The organism is Chryseobacterium lactis, assembly GCF_003815875.1.
Taxonomy (GTDB): Bacteria; Bacteroidota; Bacteroidia; order Flavobacteriales; family Weeksellaceae; genus Chryseobacterium; species Chryseobacterium lactis.
In genome coordinates this window covers 3,646,902-3,665,402 of sequence record NZ_CP033924.1, presented here as the reverse complement: position 1 = coordinate 3,665,402, position 18,501 = coordinate 3,646,902, and the positions used below count along the sequence as shown (strand labels likewise).

Here is an 18,501-nt window from a genome sequence, read left to right as displayed (position 1 = left end):
GTAAAAAATAAGATGAAATTTTCAGATTTTAAATTAATAGCATTGCTCGGAATTATCGCACTGTTTTTTATGCAATACACCGTACAGAAATACAGTGTAGACTATGGCGAAGTAGCAGAACAGTATAAAAAACCTGTAAAATACTGGCCTAAGCCTTCCATAGATTCTGATGTTAACTGGAAGGAATTTGAAGCTATAGAATGGGATTCCAATTATTATGATACCCAGGAACTTCCTGAGGTGATGCTTGGAAAAAAACTATTTTTTGATCCTAAACTCTCTTCATCCAGCCAGATCTCCTGCAGCAGCTGTCATAATCCTGAACTAGGCTGGAGCGATGGTCAGGAGGTTGCTTTAGGGAATGACCACTTGCAAGGTAAGAGAAACACACAGTCCCTTTACAATATTGCAGAACGCAAATCATATTTCTGGGATGGAAGGGCAAAAACATTGGAAGAACAAATGCTAGGACCGATCTCAGCGCATAACGAAATGAATATGAAGCCGGAAAAGCTGGCCGGAAAACTATCAAAATTAAAAGAATACAAGCAACTTTTTAAAGAAGTATATCAAACAGACAAAATCACTTTTGACGAAATTGCCCGGGCACTGGCTACCTTTCAAAAAACCATAAGAAGTCAGCCAAGTAAGCTGGATAAATTCATCAAAGGAAATTATAATGCAATGAGTGATAAGGAGCTGTACGGAATGCATCTGTTCCGTACCAAAGCGCGCTGCATGAATTGCCACTATGGAAAATATCTGACGGATGAATCTTTCCATAATATTGGATTAACGTATTACAAACGTGAATATGAAGATCTTGGTTTGTATCACATAACGAAAAAGTCCGGAGATGTCGGAAAATTCAAAACTCCGTCTTTAAGGGATCTTGACTACACTGCCCCATGGATGCATAACGGCCTGATGGATGATATGCACGGCATTGTCAATTTATACAACAGCGGAATGCAGATGATTAACCCAACTGACGATGAAAAGAAGGCGGACCCTAATTTCCCTGTAACGGATCCACTGATGAGACCTCTGCGCCTCACTGAACAGGAAACCGATGCTATTGTCGCTTTTTTAAAAAGTATGTCAGGAAGTTATTACAAGATGCCACGTCCGGAAATCCCGAGAAAATAAGAAGTTCTGGCTGGAAGATAGAAGATTTCATCCAACAATCCAGTTCTCTCTTCCAGCTTGTTACTTGATTAAAATTTAAATCCGACGCTAAGGTATATCCTTGAAAAATCGAGCTGATTATTCCTGGAAACATTAATATTAATAGGCCCTATCAGAGATTCATATCCCAGGTTCAGACCATAGCCAAACATATTAAAAGTGTTTGTAAAAGGAGAAAATTCATCACTGATCTTACCATAACTGAAAGAAGGTGCCAGATATAGTCTTTTCATGATTCTGTACTGTAATGATACGCCCATTTTAGCTATTGAATTTGTAGGTAATTCTTTCTGCCGAAGTCCGTTGAATTCAGGATTCATCAGATCACTATTGTATTCACTGCCACCGATATTGTACTTTTCATTAAGAAAAAGATAAGGGATCTGATCTTCTTTTACTGAGCCAAAACTTGCTCCTAAAAACAGATTAATTTTAGCTGCCAGCCTTCTTGTAATAGGATATGCAAAATTTTCATTTAACGTAAATGAAACCAGATTTCTGGGTTTAAAATAGTAGCTCTGTTCAGGATTTAATATAGAATACAGTAATGGCTGCACCGTATCCAGATCATATAATTTGTAAGTATCACCGTAATAAACACGTGTATTGACCTGAAGGTGATTTCCTTTTGTAAAGTAATATTTCTTATTAAGATTATTCTGTTCAAATTTCAAAAAAGTATTGAAATTACTATGATTGTATAATTTTTTATTAAAGTTTTCCGTTTTTGCCTGATCGATCTTATCCAGTAAAGTGTACATTCTTTCTGAGTTGAATTCGGTTCCCAAAGAAAAAAATGCATTGGGTGAAATGTTATAATTTAATGCAATTTTGCCGGTTATATTCCTGTACATATGGTTTGGAAATCTCGTGCTGCTATCGTCATCACTAACGCTATTCAACCTGAAAGTTAAATCATTACTTTTAAGATGACTCATTTTCGCTTCAACATCAAACCACCAACGATCACCTTTACCCAAAAACTGCTGATATGCCAATCTGGCTTTGAAACGTTCTGAAATATCCACCGTTGCCAGAAATCTTGATCTGTTCAAAAGAATGTTCCTGTAGGTATAGTTAACAATAATCCCTACCGATTGTTCATTATCATAGTGAAGCGCAAGCTTGAAAGCGCCCTTTTTTGCTCTCTTAACAAAAATATTCATCACCAGGCCATCTCCAACATTAGTGTACGTATAATATACTTTTACATACTGACGCATACCGAATACTCTGTCTATAGCTGCATTCACGGTCTTTACATCATAGTACTTCCCTTCTGTAAGCTCCAGCTGACGCTTTATGACTTCAATTTCAACTTCATCTTTAATGGGGGTACCATCTTCTTCATTAAATGTAAACTTTGTAGTGGGTAGTTTTACTTCCTCAATCATTTTATGATCGTATATAATACCCAATTTCCTTTGAGTTTCCGCCAATGCTACGAATTCAGGAAGGTGTTTTTTAGCTTCTTTTTCACCGATTTTAATAATCCTTCTATATCTGGCAAAATCCTTCGTTGTAATATCTCCCAGAGGGTCTACAAAATCTACAAGAATATCAGATAAAGCTTTTTGATGTTTAAAATCTTCTACAGAACGGATGGCATGGGTCTGATAAATCATTTTCATCGGATTTTCCATTTCTTTTTTCGTAAATAACCTGAAACCCGTGTAGCCGCCAATAACGAAATCTGCACCCATCTGATGGACTTCATTAGCCGGGAAATTCCGATCCAGCCCACCATCTACCAAAAGTTTTCCATCAATATAAACCGGAGCAAAAGCAGCCGGTATTGCCAAAGTAGCGCGAATAGCCAGAGGTAAAGATCCTTTCTTTTGCATAATAAGGCCTCCGTTTTCAATATCAGAAGAAGTAAGTTGCACAGGTATACGCAACTTACTGAAGTCATTGATATGCTTTGCGTTAAAGGTAAGCGTATTCAATACCTCACCCATATATTGTCCTTCAATGTACGAACTGGGAAGCGTAGGAATTCCTTTTACGACAGGGAATTCCAGAATATATTTATCATATTCGTCTTTTTCGCTGATATTAACTTTACTGTAAGGAACTTTATTACTCAGAATTCTGTTCCAATCTACTTTATAGACGGTTTGTTTCAGCTGATCAGCATTATATCCCATTGCATACAATCCACCTAAAATTCCTCCCATACTTGTTCCTGTAATATAATCCACCTTTATTCCTAAAGAGTCAATCATTTTCAGAATTCCGATATGAGCAAAACCTTTTGCTCCGCCTCCACTCAGTGCAAGACCAAATTTAGTGTCTTTGGTTACGTTTTGCAGTGCGATATTCAGAGAATCGTTTCTTTGCTGGGATTTAATAATAAAAGAGAAAACTATACCTAAAAGGATCAGAAGCTTTTTCATGAGGCAAGCCAATTTATAAAGTAAAAAATGAAAAAAAATTTACGGTAAATATACGATTATGCCTTAGAAATCAGCAAAAAACACATTTTATTTTACTGTTAAAGAAAGATTAAAAAAAATATTCATTATCAGAGTTGTTCAGAATTTTTCAAAATAATTAATTTCTTCTTCTTTCAAATATCTTAGTTGATTGTAAAAAAGACTCTTAATAAGCTTTTATACTTTCCACAAAATTAACATCAGGGTTCAGAATTTCCTGAATAAGACTCTTCACAGACCTCATCGCGTCATCAATATTTCCTTTATCAAACTGTAAAGACACCATTCCTTTTTTAGCATCTGCAAAACTCCAGATTCCTGTTTCAATCGGAAAGCCCCAAAACTCTGGAAGATGCTGCACCACATAATGGTAAATACAAAGCTGAAGAGCCTGCTTTCTTTCACTGTTGTGAAAATATTCTGCTACATTATCCTCATCAATTTTCACATTGAGATTTTTAATCTTGGCTGTTTTATAGTCGATAATTCTTAGCGTTCCATTCAACTTATCAATCCTGTCTATGAAGCCGAAGAAAGAAATTTTGTCATTTCCATCCAGATAAAAATCAATATTTTCGAAACGTCTTTCTATATCAATTATTTCTAATTTATTCCCTTGTCTGATCAGTTCAAGATCATGATTAAGGACATTCTCAATCACCTTTTTAGCAATAGCTTTATGAATGTAGTTCATGCCTTTTTCATAAAATTCAGGCTGATGTTTCAGTTTCTCAATGGCAATATTTATGTATTGATCTATAGCTTTAACTGAAGCCTCCAAATCACTTTCTTTTAAAACCTTACCCTTAAGTATCTCATATACTTCTTGAAGTGAATAATGCACAAGATTTCCGTAATTTTTCACAGACAGCTCTTCTTCAATTTCATCCGTCTCGGAAGTATTTAAAATCTTGGAAAGATAAAAATCAATAGGATTATACAGGTAGCTCGTCAAGTGAGAAGCAGATACTTTTTCTTTCCATTTTAAAAGGCGTTCCTGTACAATTTTGGTCTTGGTAATTTCTATCGGTTTACTTACAATGGGTTCAGAAGAATTCTCAATAATCAAGTGCTCAATGTCGTGAGAACTTTCCATTTCAATCTGTGTAATAAACCTGCTCTTCTCTCCGGTATTTACCCCTGAGCTTAAAGCATTGTACAGCAAATGAACATTCTTTGCATCCTGAATCAACCGGTAAAAATGGTAGGCATAAATACTGTCGTTTTCCAGAAAGGTATGGAGATCAAAAAATCTTCTGATATCAAAAGGAATATAAGTATTCTGAGAATTCCCCAATGGCAGCTTGCCTTCGTTCACAGAAAGCAGGATAACGTTCTCAAAATTTAAAAGACGTGTTTCCAATAATCCCATGATCTGAAGCCCTCGTAAAGGTTCTCCTTGGAAGTCTATACTTTCTGAATTAATATGCTGATTGATAAGAATTTCAAGCGTCTCCATCCTGATCTCAATTTGGTATGGAGTGAGCTGATTTTTAATAATTCTAAAGGCATTCTCAAAGTGGGAAATATTCTCATACTGAATATCATCTATTTCAAGCCATTTTACATCCCGGCAAAACTGAATAAGCATATCCAGGTAAACGCCGGTATTCACAGCTTTCTGAAGAAGTGCAAAATAAGACAGCCCGCCTAGCAATTCATCCAGCAACTTTTTAGAGATATAAACAATGTTTCGTTCTTCTACTTTTGCTTTAAAGTCATTGATCAGCTGTTCATCTTCGGCAGATTTTGGAAGTTCCTCCAGAATTGGAAAAATATCCCTGTAATAGTAAGAAGACTTATTTTTTTCCAATTGTTTTTGCAGATAAAACAGTCGTTTCACTGCATTTGAAAAGGATAGATTTTTCAGCGGAAAACCCATCGTAATATTCAGATTTTCAACTTCATGCATGACATCAAGGCTTGCAGGAAGGAGATTTTCATCCAGCAGTACAACCGCCGTATTGGAATAGGTTTTATTATTGATTTCTTTAAAGATTTCCGGTAAAACTTTTGTTTGCGTTACATTTCCGGAAACTTCATATACTTTGATCTTTTTAGGCTGGTTAAAATCATCTTCAATCCATTGAAAAGCTCTGTTGTCATCAAACTCTTTCCACATTTTGTGGCTTCTGAGAAACTTTCCGGCTTCCTGTCGTTCGTCATTGAAATAATACCGATCTGCCTGGAAGAAACACTGCGCTTTATTCCATTGCAAAAGACTTCTCACAAGCTTTTCTTCAACGGGTGTAAAGGCGTTAAAACCACAAAATACAAATTGTTCTGAAGCATTTTTAGCAAAATCATTAATCTTAGCTTTCGCTGCTTCATGGATCATTCCTGAAGTTGCCCAGTTTTTCTCTTGTAACTTTTCCTTTAAAACCGGCAGGAAAACGTTCATATTCTGCCAGAAATTAAGAAACTTTTTACGTGGCACATCATCCTCCTCTCCTAGGTCCTGAGCCCATTCTTTGATCCTCTCTTCGTCAAACATATATTGCAGAACCGCCACATCACTATCTGAAAACTTCAGAATATCATCCCAATCTTTCTGCAAGGTTGGAAACCACTTTAAAAAATCTGAGAAATCATCTCTGGGAATAAGATTTAAACTTCTGTATACATCAAAAGAAAAAAGCCATAGCGGAATTCCCTGAATAGGCTGTTTATCAGCAATCGTATTGATAAGTTCCTCAACGGTAAAAAAATTGGGAAGAAATCCCGAATAATTATTCTCCTCCAGAATCTCCCTGATAAATACAATCGGCCGTTTCCCGGGCAGAATAATATTAAACGCAGAAAGATCCGGGTTTTGCGCTAAGAGTTCGTGAATGATCTTGTTGAGAAATTTCAAGGGGCTTTATAGCTTTTTAAATGTTCTAATTCTTCAGAAATGGCAGCATTATATTCTGCCTGTTTTTCTTTATTCATCCCATGTTGAGTATCTCTGTCATAGGACATCTGATAGTTTTTATACTCGTTGTGTATCCCGTTATTAATGGTTTTAAATAATCGGTCATAGTCTCCTGAATTTTTTATTTTTTCAGAAACAGCTTTTCTGAATTTCCTTACAAACAACTCGGCAATATCAAAGTGCTTTTGCTCGTGTAAAAGAATATAATCATTGATTTTTTTTACATCCTTCCAGGATTTATCTTCACTGAAAAAAGTCTTTATTTCAAAGGTGACAGGAGATTTTGGGTTAGTCGATTTTACAATAGAATATTCCCACCCGCAATGGGTATACGCGGCAACATCCGCATTGTTTTTTCTATTGACCGGACTTTTAAAATTATCCCAAATCAATTTTTGATTTTCTTTCCAGATAATTTTTTGCCCCGATACCATTTGTAAAGCCAGTAAGCAGAAAACAACGATTAATTTCATTATTGAACTACGATTGTTTTGGTGATCCAATTATCTCCACCGTTCCAGAATTTAAAAGTATAAGTACCTTTCTTTTGCGGATTGAAATTAATCTGGCTGGCTCCTACTGTATTTTTCTGAGCACAAGGCCCGTTGGTAATATATTTATAAGCGGTCACCTGTCTTTGAAGGTTATCATTGTAAACATAATCGTACCCGTAAAACCCTTCACAGTTGGATGGATAAGTCGAATAGGTCTTTATACTCTGAATCCCGAGGACATCCATCGTATCACTGACCACCTTTACGCTATCTATCTTAATTTTATCTATGGATTCAACGGTTTGATATTCGTCATCATTACATGAAACCAGAAATAAACCTAGCGACAACATCAAAAATCCAATATTTAAAACTTTTTTCATGACCTTTGATTTTCCGATTATTAACAAATAATTAGCAAAAATTATTCCTTATTCATACTAAATCAGGAATTGAAATTACCTTTTGATACATAAACTACTTTTTTAGTATCAAAAAATTCTTCATCAAAATAGCTTTTAAGATTATAAATTTCACATTTAAGTCCGGCAAGCTCCTCTGCAAGGTCTCCCCCTTTTAAATATAAAATTCCGTTATGTTTGGGATTAAACTGTTCTTTTTCAAATTTCCCTTTCAGCCATCTTAAAAATTCCGGCATCTGGGTAACTGCTCTGCTGACTATAAAATGGAATTTTTCTTTCAATTTTTCAGCTCTTCCGTGAATACCCGTAACATTGGTAAGTCCTATCCCTTCTGCTACTGCATTCACTACACTGATTTTCTTTCCGATAGAATCAATCAATGTAAATTCTGTTTCAGGAAACAAAATAGCTAAAGGAATTCCGGGAAAACCACCACCGGTTCCGATATCCAACACCTTTGTTCCGGGAGCAAACTCCATTACTTTCGCAATTCCCAATGAGTGCAGAATATGTTTTTCATACAACGATTCCATATCTTTTCTGGAAATTACGTTGATCTTTTCATTCCATTCATTATACAGGCTTTCCAGTTGTGCAAACTGTTCTAACTGCTTTTCTGTAAGATCCGGAAAGTATTTTAATAGTAACGATGTAGACATGTGAATTATTATAATCCGCAAAAATAAGTTTTATTTCTTTTGTATTCAAATCTACTTTTTCCAAGCAGAGCCTGAATCCATCTTTCAACAGACCTATTTTTTTGCAATTCCAGGAATTACAGGTACACTTAAGTTTCCTGATTTACTGACTGTTTGTACTGCAAAAATATAATTATCCTTTGAAAGCGGAATTTTGATTGAAAGACCTGCAGTAAATATTTTTTTCTGCCAAACTGCACTATCCGTTTCTCTTACCAGCACATAGTATCCTACCGGAGTTCCTGATTTTGGCTTTTGCCAATGAAGACTTGTAGAGTTAGTAAGCTCTTTAACATCCATTTCTACCTGTTCAGGTTTTGAAGTTGATTTTGCAAGATTGGCCAGCACCGCAATGTTAGCCGCAACATTTTTCTTCAGATATTTAAAATCTATAAATTCAGGCAGATCACCATATTGTTTATTGCCTTCCATTCTAACATCCTGATGCTGATGATCATAGTTTTCATAATACTCAGTAAGCCTCACGGACGGAAATCCGTTGTTAACAAAGCTGGTATGATCTCCGCCTCGTAGAAACCTGTCATTTCTGTAGATTAATTTTACACTGAGTCCTTTCACATACTCCTCAACAGTTTCTTTAATATACCGTGCCAGTTGTCTGGACTCGCTATCATTTTCATAACCCAAATTCCTTATAGTCATTGCCTTTTTGTCAAGATCAACGAATGGCAGCCCTTCACTAAATACACGAAGTACCCGGGTATTTATTTCCCCGGTTTCACCTGCTTTGGGATTTCCGATCATATCATTATTCAAAACGGCTTCCAGTTGTACATTTTCTTTTTTGATTTTATCTGAAAGGAGCTTAGATCCCAACAAAGACTGCTCTTCCCCGGAAAAGGCTACAAAGATTATCGATGCCGGAAACGAAGACTTGCTTATTATTCTCGCAGCTTCTATTACAGCGCTTACTCCACTGCCATCATCATTAGCACCGGGAGCTACAGAAGTTCTGTTCATTACATCTGTAACCCTTGAATCAAGATGTCCTCCAATCAGGAAAACTCTTTTATCATTAGGATCGGTACCTTTTAGAAAGGCTACGGCATTTCCAATATTGACCACTTTATCAATACGTTTACCATCCGGTTGAAGATCTTCTTGCTGCAGGTACACTTCCATTCTTCCACCGGAATTTTTAGCGTAATCTTTAAACTTTTTTAGCACCCAGTTTCTGGCGGCTCCGATGCCATGCTCTGAATCGTCTGCAGCACTCAAAGTATGCCGGGTTTGAAAACTTACAAGTTGGGTGATATAGGATTTTAAAGAATCTTCATTAACCTGCGAAACATATTTCTTTACTTCAGCATCCTTTGAATGTGTTTGAGAAAAAACAGCACAGGAAATCAGTAATAAGAAGACAGAAAATTTCATAGAATGGATCTTTGGTTTAAAGATACAAAACCTTCAGTTTTATCTGATCATTTTCTTCTTTATACAATATAGACCACCTTTAAAAGCATCAGATTATCCAATTTTTCACAAAAAAGCTTATTATTCCAAGTGAGGTAATTTCCTAAAAACCTGACAAAAATCTTTAAAGCAACCTCGTTTTTATTGCTTCCGGAAGACGTTTTTATTTTATATTTGTTAAAATTCAAAAAATACATGGATAAACTTTCGGATAGAGTAAAAAGATTAGGATACTCGCAGACTTTTGTAATGTCTAACAAAGCCAGAGAAATGAAAGCCAACGGAATTGACGTGATCAGCTTAACTCTTGGTGAACCGGATTTTGATGTTCCGGATAATATCAAACAGGCAGCTTTCGATGCTATCAATGAAAACTACAGCCACTACTCTCCGGTTCCGGGATTCCTTGAATTACGTGAGGCGATAACATATAAATTAAAAAGAGATAATAATCTTGAATATAAACCTACACAAATTTGTGTTTCAAACGGCGCAAAACAGGCTATTTTAAATGTACTGGCAGCTATTATCAATGACGGAGATGAAGTACTTCTTCCTGCTCCTTACTGGGTAAGCTATGACGAAATGGTAAAAATGATGGGAGGAAATTCTGTAATGCTTCCCACTTCTTATGTAACCGACTTTAAAATTACAGCCGAACAGCTTGAAGAGGCGATCACCGATAAGACTAAAGCTATACTTTTTAGTTCGCCATGTAATCCTTCCGGAGGTTATTATACGTATGACGAATTGAAATCTTTAGCCAAAGTTATTGCAAAATATCCTCAGGTTACTATTATTTCAGATGAAATCTATGAATTCATCAATTATGAGACAAAAACGACCTCTATCGCACAATTTCCTGAAGTATACGAGCAGACTGCGGTAATCAACGGAATGTCAAAAGCCTTCGCTATGACGGGATGGAGAATCGGATATTCTGCATGTCCTGAATGGCTGGCAAAAGCTTGTGAAAAAGTGCAGGGCCAAATGACAAGCGGTGCCAATACGGTAGCTCAAAGAGCATCTATCACCGCGTTAAAAACAGACCCATCGGAATACAGATATATGATTGATGCCTTTAAAGAAAGAAGAAATCTTATGTATGAACTGATTCAGGAAATTCCTGGATTTAAAGTTTTACTTCCTAAAGCAGCATTTTACTTCTTCCCGGATATTTCATATTATATCGGAAAGACTTTAAATGGAACTACAATCAACAACTCTGACGACTTTGCCATGTTCCTGCTGGAAAATGCTCAGGTAGGATGTGTTGGAGGATTCTCTTTTGGAAGTCCGGAATGCATCAGATTCTCATATGCAGCTTCTGAGCAGGAGTTAAGAGAAGCAATGAGAAGAATTAAAGAATTACTGGAAAAATTTAATTAATACTAATAACTAAAATAAAACACAACAACATGAATTTGTTAAAAAAGCTAACCATTGCTACCAGCATTGCCGCAGCAAGCTTTGCAGGCTATGCATACGGACAGGATTTCCAATGGAAGGAAGCAACTTCCAACGGTTACCAGTACAAGTACGTAACCAATGATCCTACTTCAGCAAGGTATTATACTTTAAAAAACGGATTAACGGTTATTCTGAGTCCCACAAAAAAGGATCCGAGAATTCAGACGTATATTGCCACGAAAGCCGGAAGCAAAACAGATCCTGCTGATCATACGGGTCTTGCCCACTATCTGGAACATATGCTTTTTAAAGGAACGGATCAATTCGGTTCTAAAGACTGGGCTAAAGAAAAGCCTCTTTTGGATCAGATTGATGCTTTGTACGAAAAGTACAATCAGACCAAAGATGAGGCGAAAAGAAAAGAAATCTATAAAGAAATTGACAGAGTATCCGGAGAAGCAGCCAAATTCGCCATTGCCAACGAGTATGATAAGATGATGGCCGGTATGGGCGCAGACGGATCAAATGCCTTCACTTCTTTTGAGCAAACTGTTTACACCGAAGACATCCCTTCTAATGTTATCGACAAATTTCTGGCTTTGCAGTCAGAAAGATTCAGAGAACCGATTCTGAGGTTATTCCACACAGAACTGGAAGCGGTATACGAGGAGAAAAACAGATCACTTGATGACGATGGAGATAAAGTTTATGATACCATGTTTGCCAATCTTTTCCCTAATAATAATTATGGAAAACAGACGACCATCGGGACCATTGAACACTTAAAAAATCCATCTCTGCATGCCATCAGAGATTATTATAACAATTATTATGTTCCCAACAATATGGGAATCATCATGTCAGGAGATTTTAATCCGGACGAAGTCATTGCTAAGGTTGACAAAGCCTTCTCTTACATGAAGTCCAAACCGGTTCCTGAATATATCGTTGGTCAGGAAAAAGCTATTGCTTCTCCGGTAATAAAAGAAGTCGTTGGTCCTGATTCAGAAAGTGTAATGCTTGGCTTTAGATTTCCCGGCGCTTCGACAAAAGATGCAAGATTGTTAAATTTCGTTGGAAGCATGCTTACCAACGGACAAGCCGGATTGATTGATCTGGATCTGGTAAAAAAACAGAAGTTACTGGCAGCTTATGCCTTTCCTTATACTTTAAAAGATTATTCCGTTTTACTTTTGCAAGGGAAACCTACTGAAGGACAATCTTTAGATGAAGTGAAAAATCTTCTTCTTCAGGAAATCGAGAAATTAAGAAAAGGAGAATTCTCTGATGATCTTATTCAATCTATCGTAAACAACGAAAAGAAGAATACCATTCAAAAGGATGAAAAATACTCTTCAAGAGCAAGCATTTTAATGGATGAATTCACTTCTGATGTTGACCACAAAGCCAACCTGGAGTATATTGAAGAAATTTCCAAGCTGACTAAGAAAGATATCATGGATTTTGTTTCTAAATATCTTCAAAACAATAATTATGTAGCGGTTTATAAGAAAAAAGGAGAAGACAAGAACATTGTAAAGGTTGATAAACCAACCATCACTCCTGTTTCTGTAAACAGAGAAGATCAATCTTCTTTCCTTAAAAAGATTGACGAGATGCCTGAAAAAGCAATTGCTCCGGTATGGTTAAACTATGACAAAGACATTGCTAAAAACAAATTGGGAGATGTAGATGTACTTTCTGTGAAAAATACGGACAATGCATTGTTCAGAATGTATTATCATTTTGATTCCGGAAAATGGAACAACAAAATGCTTCCGCTTGCAGCAGAATATCTGCAGTACTTAGGAACAAACAATAAGTCGTCAGAAATCATCAGCAGAGAATTCTATAAACTGGCATCAAGCTTTAAAGTAAGTGCAGGCAATGAAGAAACTTATGTTTCACTGGAAGGTTTGAATGAAAACTTCGATAAAACAATTGCTTTATTTGAAGATCTGATTAAAAACTGCAAAGCTGACCAAACTGCCCTAGATGCTTACAAAGCAAGATTAAAAAAAGCCAGAGCAAATGCCAAGCAAAACAAAGCAAGCATCATGGCCGGGCTAAGAAGTTATGCGCAATATGGCACACAAAACCCATTCAACAATGTTTTGAGTGATGCTGAACTTGATGCATTAAAAGCTGAAGACCTGGTGAACATCCTTCATGATCTATTCAACTTTAAACATAAAGCACTTTATTATGGGCCAAAAACAGGAACTGAAGTCGTAGCTTCATTAAAACCTGTACATAAGCTACCTGCAACGCTTAAAGAGCTTCCAAAGACAAAAACCTTTACACAGATTCCGACAGATAAGAATAAAGTATTATTTGCCCATTATGACATGGTACAGGCTGAGATCTTCTGGGCAAGAAACTCAGAACAATATAGTCCTACGATTGCTCCTACGGTAAGTTTATTCAACAACTACTTCGGAGGCGGAATGGGATCTATTGTTTTCCAGACCATCAGAGAATCCAAAGCATTGGCTTATTCTACCTATTCTTATTTTGCGCTTCCAAGTAAAAAGGAGGACAAAAATAGCATTATGGCTTATGTGGGAACCCAGGCAGATAAATTCAATGAAGCTTCTTTTGCAATGAATGAACTTCTGACTACCTTACCAAAGTCTGAACAATTGTTTGAGACTGCAAAAAGTGGTTTGAAAAAAACGATCGCTTCTGAAAGGATCACTCAGGATGGCATTATCTTCTCTTATCTTAAATCCCAACGACTTGGAAACAATTTCGATATGAGAAAGAACGTCTATGAACAGGCGCCTAAACTATCCTTTGCAGACATCAATGCATTCCATGATAAGGAAATGAAAAACAAGAACTACACCTATTGTCTTGTGGCCTCTCAAGATAAAGTAAGTGAGGCAGATATGCAGAAACTGGGAGAAGTAAAAAAACTCAACTTAACTGAAATATTCGGTTATTAAATAAACAAGAAAGCCCTGAATTCAGGGCTTTTTAATTGATAACACATCAAAAACAATTATAGATTTTATTTATCAATATTCATTTGTTCGATAGATAAATCTTTCTATATTTGCATTAGAAATTTAAATATAAAAACAAGAAAATTATGTCTTTAGTAGGAAAAAAATTCCCGAATTTAACAATTGACGCAATGTCTGAAATGGGTGACGATTTAAGAATCAACATCCTTGATGAAGCAGTAAACAACCAGCAAAAAGTTCTTTTATTCTGGTATCCAAAAGATTTCACGTTCGTTTGCCCTACTGAGCTTCATGCTTTCCAGGAGGCTTTAGGTGAATTTGAAAAAAGAAACACTAAAGTAATCGGTGCATCTTGCGATACAAACGAAGTACACTTTGCTTGGTTAAACACTCCAAAAGACAATGGAGGTATCGAAGGAGTAACTTATCCGCTTTTAGCTGATACTCACAGACAATTAGCAAATACTTTAGGAATTGTAGATCAGGATTTCGAATACAATGAAGAAGGAGAAGAAGTTTTCACAGGTTCTAACGTAACTTACAGAGCGACTTACCTTATCGACGAAACTGGAAAAATCTTCCACGAAGCGGTAAACGATATGCCTCTAGGTAGAAACGTAAAAGAATTCTTAAGATTAATCGACGCTTACACTCACGTTCAAAAACACGGTGAAGTATGTCCTGCAAACTGGGAAGAAGGTAAAGATGCTATGAAAGCAGACAGAACTTCTACAGCAGAATACTTAGCGAAGAACTAATGTAATATGTTAATTTGAAAATGAGATAATTGGAGAATTATCAAAAGTTATCTCATTTTCTTCTTTACAAAGCATTTTCAAATTAATAAATTTTCAAATTACAATCATGTACACAGAATTAACCGAAGATACATTACAAAATATCGTAAATGACAACGAAAAAGTAGTTGTTCAATACGGCGCAACATGGTGCGGAAACTGCAGAATCATGAAGCCGAAATTCAAAAAATTAGCGTCTGAAAATGACTCAATTCCATTTTTATATGTAGATGCTGAGAAACTTCCTGAAAGCAGAAAATTAGCAAAAGTAGATAACCTTCCCACTTTCGCCATCTTTAAAAACGGTGAATTGGTAAACCAGGTTCAATCTAACCAGGCAGATAGTTTAATTAACCTTTTTAACGAATTAGCATAATGAAATTACCGGTAATCAGACAATTTTATCAGAATCAAACTCCTGAAAATCTTGAAAAAACATTGGAAGTTCTGGAAAGTTTCAGCGAGTTCAGAGGAACAAGTGAAGAAGACCTTAACGTAGCAGGAGAATTAATTACAAATATTTGCGGAGCTCTAGAAGTTCATGCCAATGTACAAAACGGAATGAGCGAAAAAGATGCCTTAAACTCTTTTGCCCAAAAGGTTTTAGGATCTATCGACAAGTAAGTTTTTAGCATAAAAACACAAGATATCTGAGGTTTTCCTCATTACTATATTTTTTCCCTATTCTTTAATACATTATATTTTTTCAACATCTATATGACTTCAAAAAGCTATTAAAGCTTATCTGAAGCTGGTTGTTGCATGGTTACATATTAAAGAATATCCAATAAAATCCCGGTGGAATGTCATCAGGATTTTTTGGGTTTAATTGATAAGCGGACTAAAGCCCGCTCCTATTGATGCTAGTTTGTGTCATTCGTGCAATCATTAGCGTTATTTGTGGTTAAAAAAAGCGATCTGTGTGAGAAATAAAAAATCCCGATGAACATATCACCGGGACTATTATTAAAAAGACAAGATCAACTTATCATTAGTTTCTTCTGCTCATCAATATATTCAGGATATACCAGAATAAAAGCATAATTGATGCAAAAAGCTGTAATGCTGCTCCCACGTACTGATTGGTACCATAAGAATCTTTTAGCTTACTTGTTTGATATAAAATCGTTGCTGAGGCCAGAATAACCATTCCTACAGAGAACCATAGCCCTAAGTTGAAACCGAATAACATCCCGCCAACAATTAATCCGATGGAAATAAATCCTCCGATTACGATGATATTTCGTAAAAAAGAAAAATCTCTCTTAGAAGTAAAAGCAACCGCAGAAATCCCGGCAAACATAGCAACCGTTAAAGTAGCAGCCTGAAAAATCACATTAGGCCCACCGGTCATATTCACAGCGATAAAAAGCAAAGGCATAAAGATTACCGCCTCCAGAACGATATAAAATCCAAGTCCTAAATATTGTGTTGACTTACTTTGTGAAAGTGACCATTTGGAAGCTAAAATTGAAGCCAGCCAAAATACACCAATAATCAGTAACCAGATATATCTTTGTCCGAACATCATGGCAATAAGCTCCGCCGGAACTATCTTCAGTAAAATGGTTTCAACGCCAATAAACGCAAGAATTGATAAGGCAACGTGCAAATACGTTTTCTTGTAAAAATTCGCTTTATCCACTTCCGAGGATTTAGCGACTAAAACATCTGTCATCATAGTTAATATTTTTTGTTAATCGAAAATAAATTTATTTATCCTTCTTGGCCGGCAATACTCCCAGAATCTTACCATCCTCCTCAAATACAGCCGTAATAACCTCTTTCGAAGAGTTCTCTCCTGCATATTTATATCTGATACTAGGGTGATTGACTCCGTCCATTGTTTTATAATATCCTGCCTTCAAAACCTCAAGCTTTTTATTTGAATCAATACCTGCTTTTACTTTTTTAAGGACATCATCTGTGACAATCTCCTTTACTTTATCAGAAAGCAACCCGTCAATCGTTTTGCGGTCTGATGATTGCAGAGCAGCCATGAACGCCTGGAAATTATCATTATACAAATTGACTTTTTCCGTGCTTATGGTAGCCTGTTGTTCTTTTTTCTGAGGTTTCTCAACTTGAAGACCCACCACTTTCTGAGCAAACATAAAATGCGCTCCGATAACAGCGAGTCCTAAAAATAATTTTTTCATAATCCATTTTTGTTATTAGTGAAATAAGTCATGGAAGATACGAAAATCAGACCAGTTCCAAAAATTTCATGGTATCAACATTATCAGCATAAGTATCAAGGCCTGGATTCTGAGCTTCGCCAAATTCTATAGAGTTCAGTTCCAGCTCATTTTTGGCAACAATACACTGAATATCCTCTTCGTTTTCAGCCATAAAGTTTTTAACATCGTCCAATGATTCATACCTGCTGAAATTAATTACAGAAAGCGGACTGAACAATTTTTCATCTTCCTTCAGCATCACAAAATTATTATCCCAGAACTTATCCTGGTTCAAAAGATAAACCGCTCTGTTATAATCATAATTATTCGCATACTTATTGTGGTTGATAATATCCTGGAAATTCAGGAAATTTTCAAATAATCGGTCGATGACAAAATCCTGAGGAATAAAAATTCTCGTTACATTTCTACATCCCAGTCCAAAATACTGGAAAATATCATTGGCCAACAACTGTAATTCTTCATTTGTCTCATCACCCTTTAAAACAGCCACAGAAGTTCTGTTTTTGCGGATAATATTGAGATGATTTTTAAAATAATACTCCAGATATCGGGCAGTATTGTTACTTCCAGTAGCGATTACGGCATCAAAATTTTCTAATTTTTCTACAAATTCAAATGCTACATTGTCATCAGAAAACTCCTTCCATTTATTTAACAGAAAAGGAATCAGTCGTTTATCTTTTGAAGACAGCTTAATCACAGGAATATGGTTACTTAAAACCACAGAAATAACGTCATGAAATCCTACTAAAGGAATATTTCCCGCTAAAATCAGTCCTACTCTTTTCGAAATCTTCGAGATGGAATAATTTTTCAACCAGTTTTTAATATTCTCTTCAGTCAGAAGATCAGACCATTGCAATAAAGCAAATTTCTGATTATCAACTGTAAACCACGGATTCTCTATTTCAGACTTCTTTAATAATAATTCAATATTAACATCATCTTCATTCTGTTCTTTCGGTTTTTTCGCTAAAAACGCTTTTATATAGTCACTTAATTTAATAAGTCCTAAAACTTGATTTTCGGTATTCATAATTACTTTAAAATTGGGGAATATTTTGTAATTTTGTGCAAATTTAAAAAAAATTAGCGATGGCTATTAAAATAACTGATGAATGCATTAACTGTGGGGCCTGTGAACCGGAATGCCCAAATAATGCAATATATGAAGGAGCCGTAGATTGGAAAGCTTCAGAAGGCACTGCCCTTCAGGGTACAATAACTCTTCCTTCAGGACTTACTGTAGATGCTGAGGCGCCTCAGGAGCCGGTAAGTGATGACGTATATTTTATTGTAACCGATAAATGTACAGAATGTAAAGGATTCCATGAAGAACCACAATGTGCCGCTGTATGTCCTGTAGACTGCTGTGTGCCTGATGAAGATCATGTAGAATCAGAAGAAGCACTGCTTAATAAAAAAGCATTCTTACACGGCGAATAAACAAAACACCGTCTCATGCTCTGTGAGGCGGATTTTTTTGACCAAAAGCTTAATAATTTTAATTGAAAATCAAAATAAGGCTAAAAGAAT

General features: G+C 36.0%; 16 protein-coding genes. 7 read left to right on the top strand and 9 right to left on the bottom strand.

Going from position 1 to position 18,501, the window contains the following annotated elements; genetic code table 11:
• Nucleotides 1–12 precede the first annotated feature (12 nt).
• On the top strand, nt 13–1,149 hold the full coding sequence (locus EG342_RS16225) for a cytochrome-c peroxidase (RefSeq protein ID WP_103293710.1): 1,137 nt from the start codon (nt 13–15) through the stop codon (nt 1,147–1,149).
• Nucleotides 1,150–1,217: 68 nt separating this feature from the next.
• On the opposite strand, the gene EG342_RS16220 is transcribed toward EG342_RS16225, so the two are convergent.
• From EG342_RS16220 to EG342_RS16195, 6 genes are all read right to left on the bottom strand, one after another.
• The gene (locus tag EG342_RS16220) at nt 1,218–3,584 is read right to left on the bottom strand and encodes a patatin-like phospholipase family protein (RefSeq protein ID WP_103293711.1); all 2,367 of its coding nucleotides are present in this window, start codon (nt 3,582–3,584) and stop codon (nt 1,218–1,220) included.
• 205 nt (nt 3,585–3,789) lie between these two features.
• Complete coding sequence (locus EG342_RS16215; protein WP_103293712.1) at nt 3,790–6,477, bottom strand: PD-(D/E)XK nuclease family protein; 2,688 nt, start codon at nt 6,475–6,477, stop codon at nt 3,790–3,792.
• Nucleotides 6,474–7,010, bottom strand: coding sequence for a DUF922 domain-containing protein (locus tag EG342_RS16210; RefSeq protein WP_103293713.1), 537 nt, complete (start codon nt 7,008–7,010; stop codon nt 6,474–6,476). Before EG342_RS16210 ends, EG342_RS16215 begins: the two co-directional genes overlap by 4 nt.
• Nucleotides 7,010–7,414, bottom strand: coding sequence for a hypothetical protein (locus EG342_RS16205; protein ID WP_103293714.1), 405 nt, complete (start codon nt 7,412–7,414; stop codon nt 7,010–7,012). Before EG342_RS16205 ends, EG342_RS16210 begins: the two co-directional genes overlap by 1 nt.
• Nucleotides 7,415–7,476: 62 nt before the next feature.
• Nucleotides 7,477–8,112, bottom strand: a complete 636-nt coding sequence (rsmG, locus tag EG342_RS16200) for a 16S rRNA (guanine(527)-N(7))-methyltransferase RsmG (protein ID WP_103293715.1) — start codon at nt 8,110–8,112, stop codon at nt 7,477–7,479.
• A 93-nt stretch (nt 8,113–8,205) separates the two neighbouring features.
• Nucleotides 8,206–9,546: a M20/M25/M40 family metallo-hydrolase gene (locus EG342_RS16195; protein WP_103293716.1), complete on the bottom strand. Its 1,341-nt coding sequence runs from the start codon at nt 9,544–9,546 to the stop codon at nt 8,206–8,208.
• A gap of 234 nt (nt 9,547–9,780) precedes the next feature.
• Here EG342_RS16195 and EG342_RS16190 point away from each other — a divergent pair, with 234 nt between their 5' ends.
• The 5 genes from EG342_RS16190 to EG342_RS16170 all read left to right on the top strand — a co-directional run bounded on the left by EG342_RS16190 (nt 9,781) and on the right by EG342_RS16170 (nt 15,385).
• The gene (locus EG342_RS16190; RefSeq protein WP_103293717.1) at nt 9,781–10,974 is read left to right on the top strand and encodes a pyridoxal phosphate-dependent aminotransferase; all 1,194 of its coding nucleotides are present in this window, start codon (nt 9,781–9,783) and stop codon (nt 10,972–10,974) included.
• A 29-nt stretch (nt 10,975–11,003) separates the two neighbouring features.
• Nucleotides 11,004–13,943 (top strand): M16 family metallopeptidase, encoded by a 2,940-nt coding sequence (locus EG342_RS16185; protein ID WP_103293718.1) that lies wholly within the window; start codon nt 11,004–11,006, stop codon nt 13,941–13,943.
• A 146-nt stretch (nt 13,944–14,089) separates the two neighbouring features.
• On the top strand, nt 14,090–14,722 hold the full coding sequence (locus EG342_RS16180; RefSeq protein WP_047098363.1) for a peroxiredoxin: 633 nt from the start codon (nt 14,090–14,092) through the stop codon (nt 14,720–14,722).
• A 106-nt stretch (nt 14,723–14,828) separates the two neighbouring features.
• Nucleotides 14,829–15,137, top strand: a complete 309-nt coding sequence (locus tag EG342_RS16175; protein ID WP_103293719.1) for a thioredoxin family protein — start codon at nt 14,829–14,831, stop codon at nt 15,135–15,137.
• A complete protein-coding gene (locus EG342_RS16170) occupies nt 15,137–15,385 on the top strand; it encodes a DUF6952 family protein (protein ID WP_027375263.1) in 249 nt (82 codons plus the stop codon). The genes EG342_RS16175 and EG342_RS16170 overlap by 1 nt, the downstream gene beginning before the upstream one ends.
• A gap of 367 nt (nt 15,386–15,752) precedes the next feature.
• Here the strand turns inward: EG342_RS16170 and EG342_RS16165 are convergent, their stop codons facing one another.
• From EG342_RS16165 to EG342_RS16155, 3 genes are read right to left on the bottom strand one after another with little or no spacing between them, the layout of a single operon-like run.
• Nucleotides 15,753–16,442 carry a Bax inhibitor-1/YccA family protein gene (locus EG342_RS16165; protein WP_103293720.1) on the bottom strand — a complete coding sequence of 230 codons (690 nt, stop codon included), beginning with the start codon at nt 16,440–16,442 and terminating at the stop codon, nt 15,753–15,755.
• Between the two features lie 31 nt (nt 16,443–16,473).
• Nucleotides 16,474–16,920 carry a peptidylprolyl isomerase gene (locus tag EG342_RS16160; RefSeq protein WP_103293721.1) on the bottom strand — a complete coding sequence of 149 codons (447 nt, stop codon included), beginning with the start codon at nt 16,918–16,920 and terminating at the stop codon, nt 16,474–16,476.
• Nucleotides 16,921–16,966: 46 nt separating this feature from the next.
• Entirely contained in the window at nt 16,967–18,001 is a 1,035-nt protein-coding gene (locus tag EG342_RS16155) for an acyl-CoA reductase (RefSeq protein WP_103293722.1), read from the bottom strand.
• Nucleotides 18,002–18,060: 59 nt separating this feature from the next.
• Here EG342_RS16155 and EG342_RS16150 point away from each other — a divergent pair, with 59 nt between their 5' ends.
• Nucleotides 18,061–18,411: a 4Fe-4S binding protein gene (locus EG342_RS16150; protein WP_103293723.1), complete on the top strand. Its 351-nt coding sequence runs from the start codon at nt 18,061–18,063 to the stop codon at nt 18,409–18,411.
• Nucleotides 18,412–18,501: the final 90 nt, after the last annotated feature.

Excerpts from the sequence above, each read along its gene's own strand:
- EG342_RS16225 (WP_103293710.1), top strand. The coding sequence starts at position 13 with ATGAAATTTTCAGATTTTAAATTAATAGCATTGCTCGGAATTATCGCA.
- EG342_RS16155 (WP_103293722.1), bottom strand. The coding sequence starts at position 18,001 with ATGAATACCGAAAATCAAGTTTTAGGACTTATTAAATTAAGTGACTAT.
- EG342_RS16150 (WP_103293723.1), top strand. The coding sequence starts at position 18,061 with ATGGCTATTAAAATAACTGATGAATGCATTAACTGTGGGGCCTGTGAA.
- EG342_RS16160 (WP_103293721.1), bottom strand. The coding sequence starts at position 16,920 with ATGAAAAAATTATTTTTAGGACTCGCTGTTATCGGAGCGCATTTTATG.
- EG342_RS16205 (WP_103293714.1), bottom strand. The coding sequence starts at position 7,414 with ATGAAAAAAGTTTTAAATATTGGATTTTTGATGTTGTCGCTAGGTTTA.
- EG342_RS16190 (WP_103293717.1), top strand. The coding sequence starts at position 9,781 with ATGGATAAACTTTCGGATAGAGTAAAAAGATTAGGATACTCGCAGACT.
- EG342_RS16165 (WP_103293720.1), bottom strand. The coding sequence starts at position 16,442 with ATGATGACAGATGTTTTAGTCGCTAAATCCTCGGAAGTGGATAAAGCG.
- EG342_RS16220 (WP_103293711.1), bottom strand. The coding sequence starts at position 3,584 with ATGAAAAAGCTTCTGATCCTTTTAGGTATAGTTTTCTCTTTTATTATT.
- EG342_RS16170 (WP_027375263.1), top strand. The coding sequence starts at position 15,137 with ATGAAATTACCGGTAATCAGACAATTTTATCAGAATCAAACTCCTGAA.
- EG342_RS16175 (WP_103293719.1), top strand. The coding sequence starts at position 14,829 with ATGTACACAGAATTAACCGAAGATACATTACAAAATATCGTAAATGAC.
- EG342_RS16195 (WP_103293716.1), bottom strand. The coding sequence starts at position 9,546 with ATGAAATTTTCTGTCTTCTTATTACTGATTTCCTGTGCTGTTTTTTCT.
- EG342_RS16180 (WP_047098363.1), top strand. The coding sequence starts at position 14,090 with ATGTCTTTAGTAGGAAAAAAATTCCCGAATTTAACAATTGACGCAATG.
- EG342_RS16210 (WP_103293713.1), bottom strand. The coding sequence starts at position 7,010 with ATGAAATTAATCGTTGTTTTCTGCTTACTGGCTTTACAAATGGTATCG.
- EG342_RS16185 (WP_103293718.1), top strand. The coding sequence starts at position 11,004 with ATGAATTTGTTAAAAAAGCTAACCATTGCTACCAGCATTGCCGCAGCA.
- rsmG (WP_103293715.1), bottom strand. The coding sequence starts at position 8,112 with ATGTCTACATCGTTACTATTAAAATACTTTCCGGATCTTACAGAAAAG.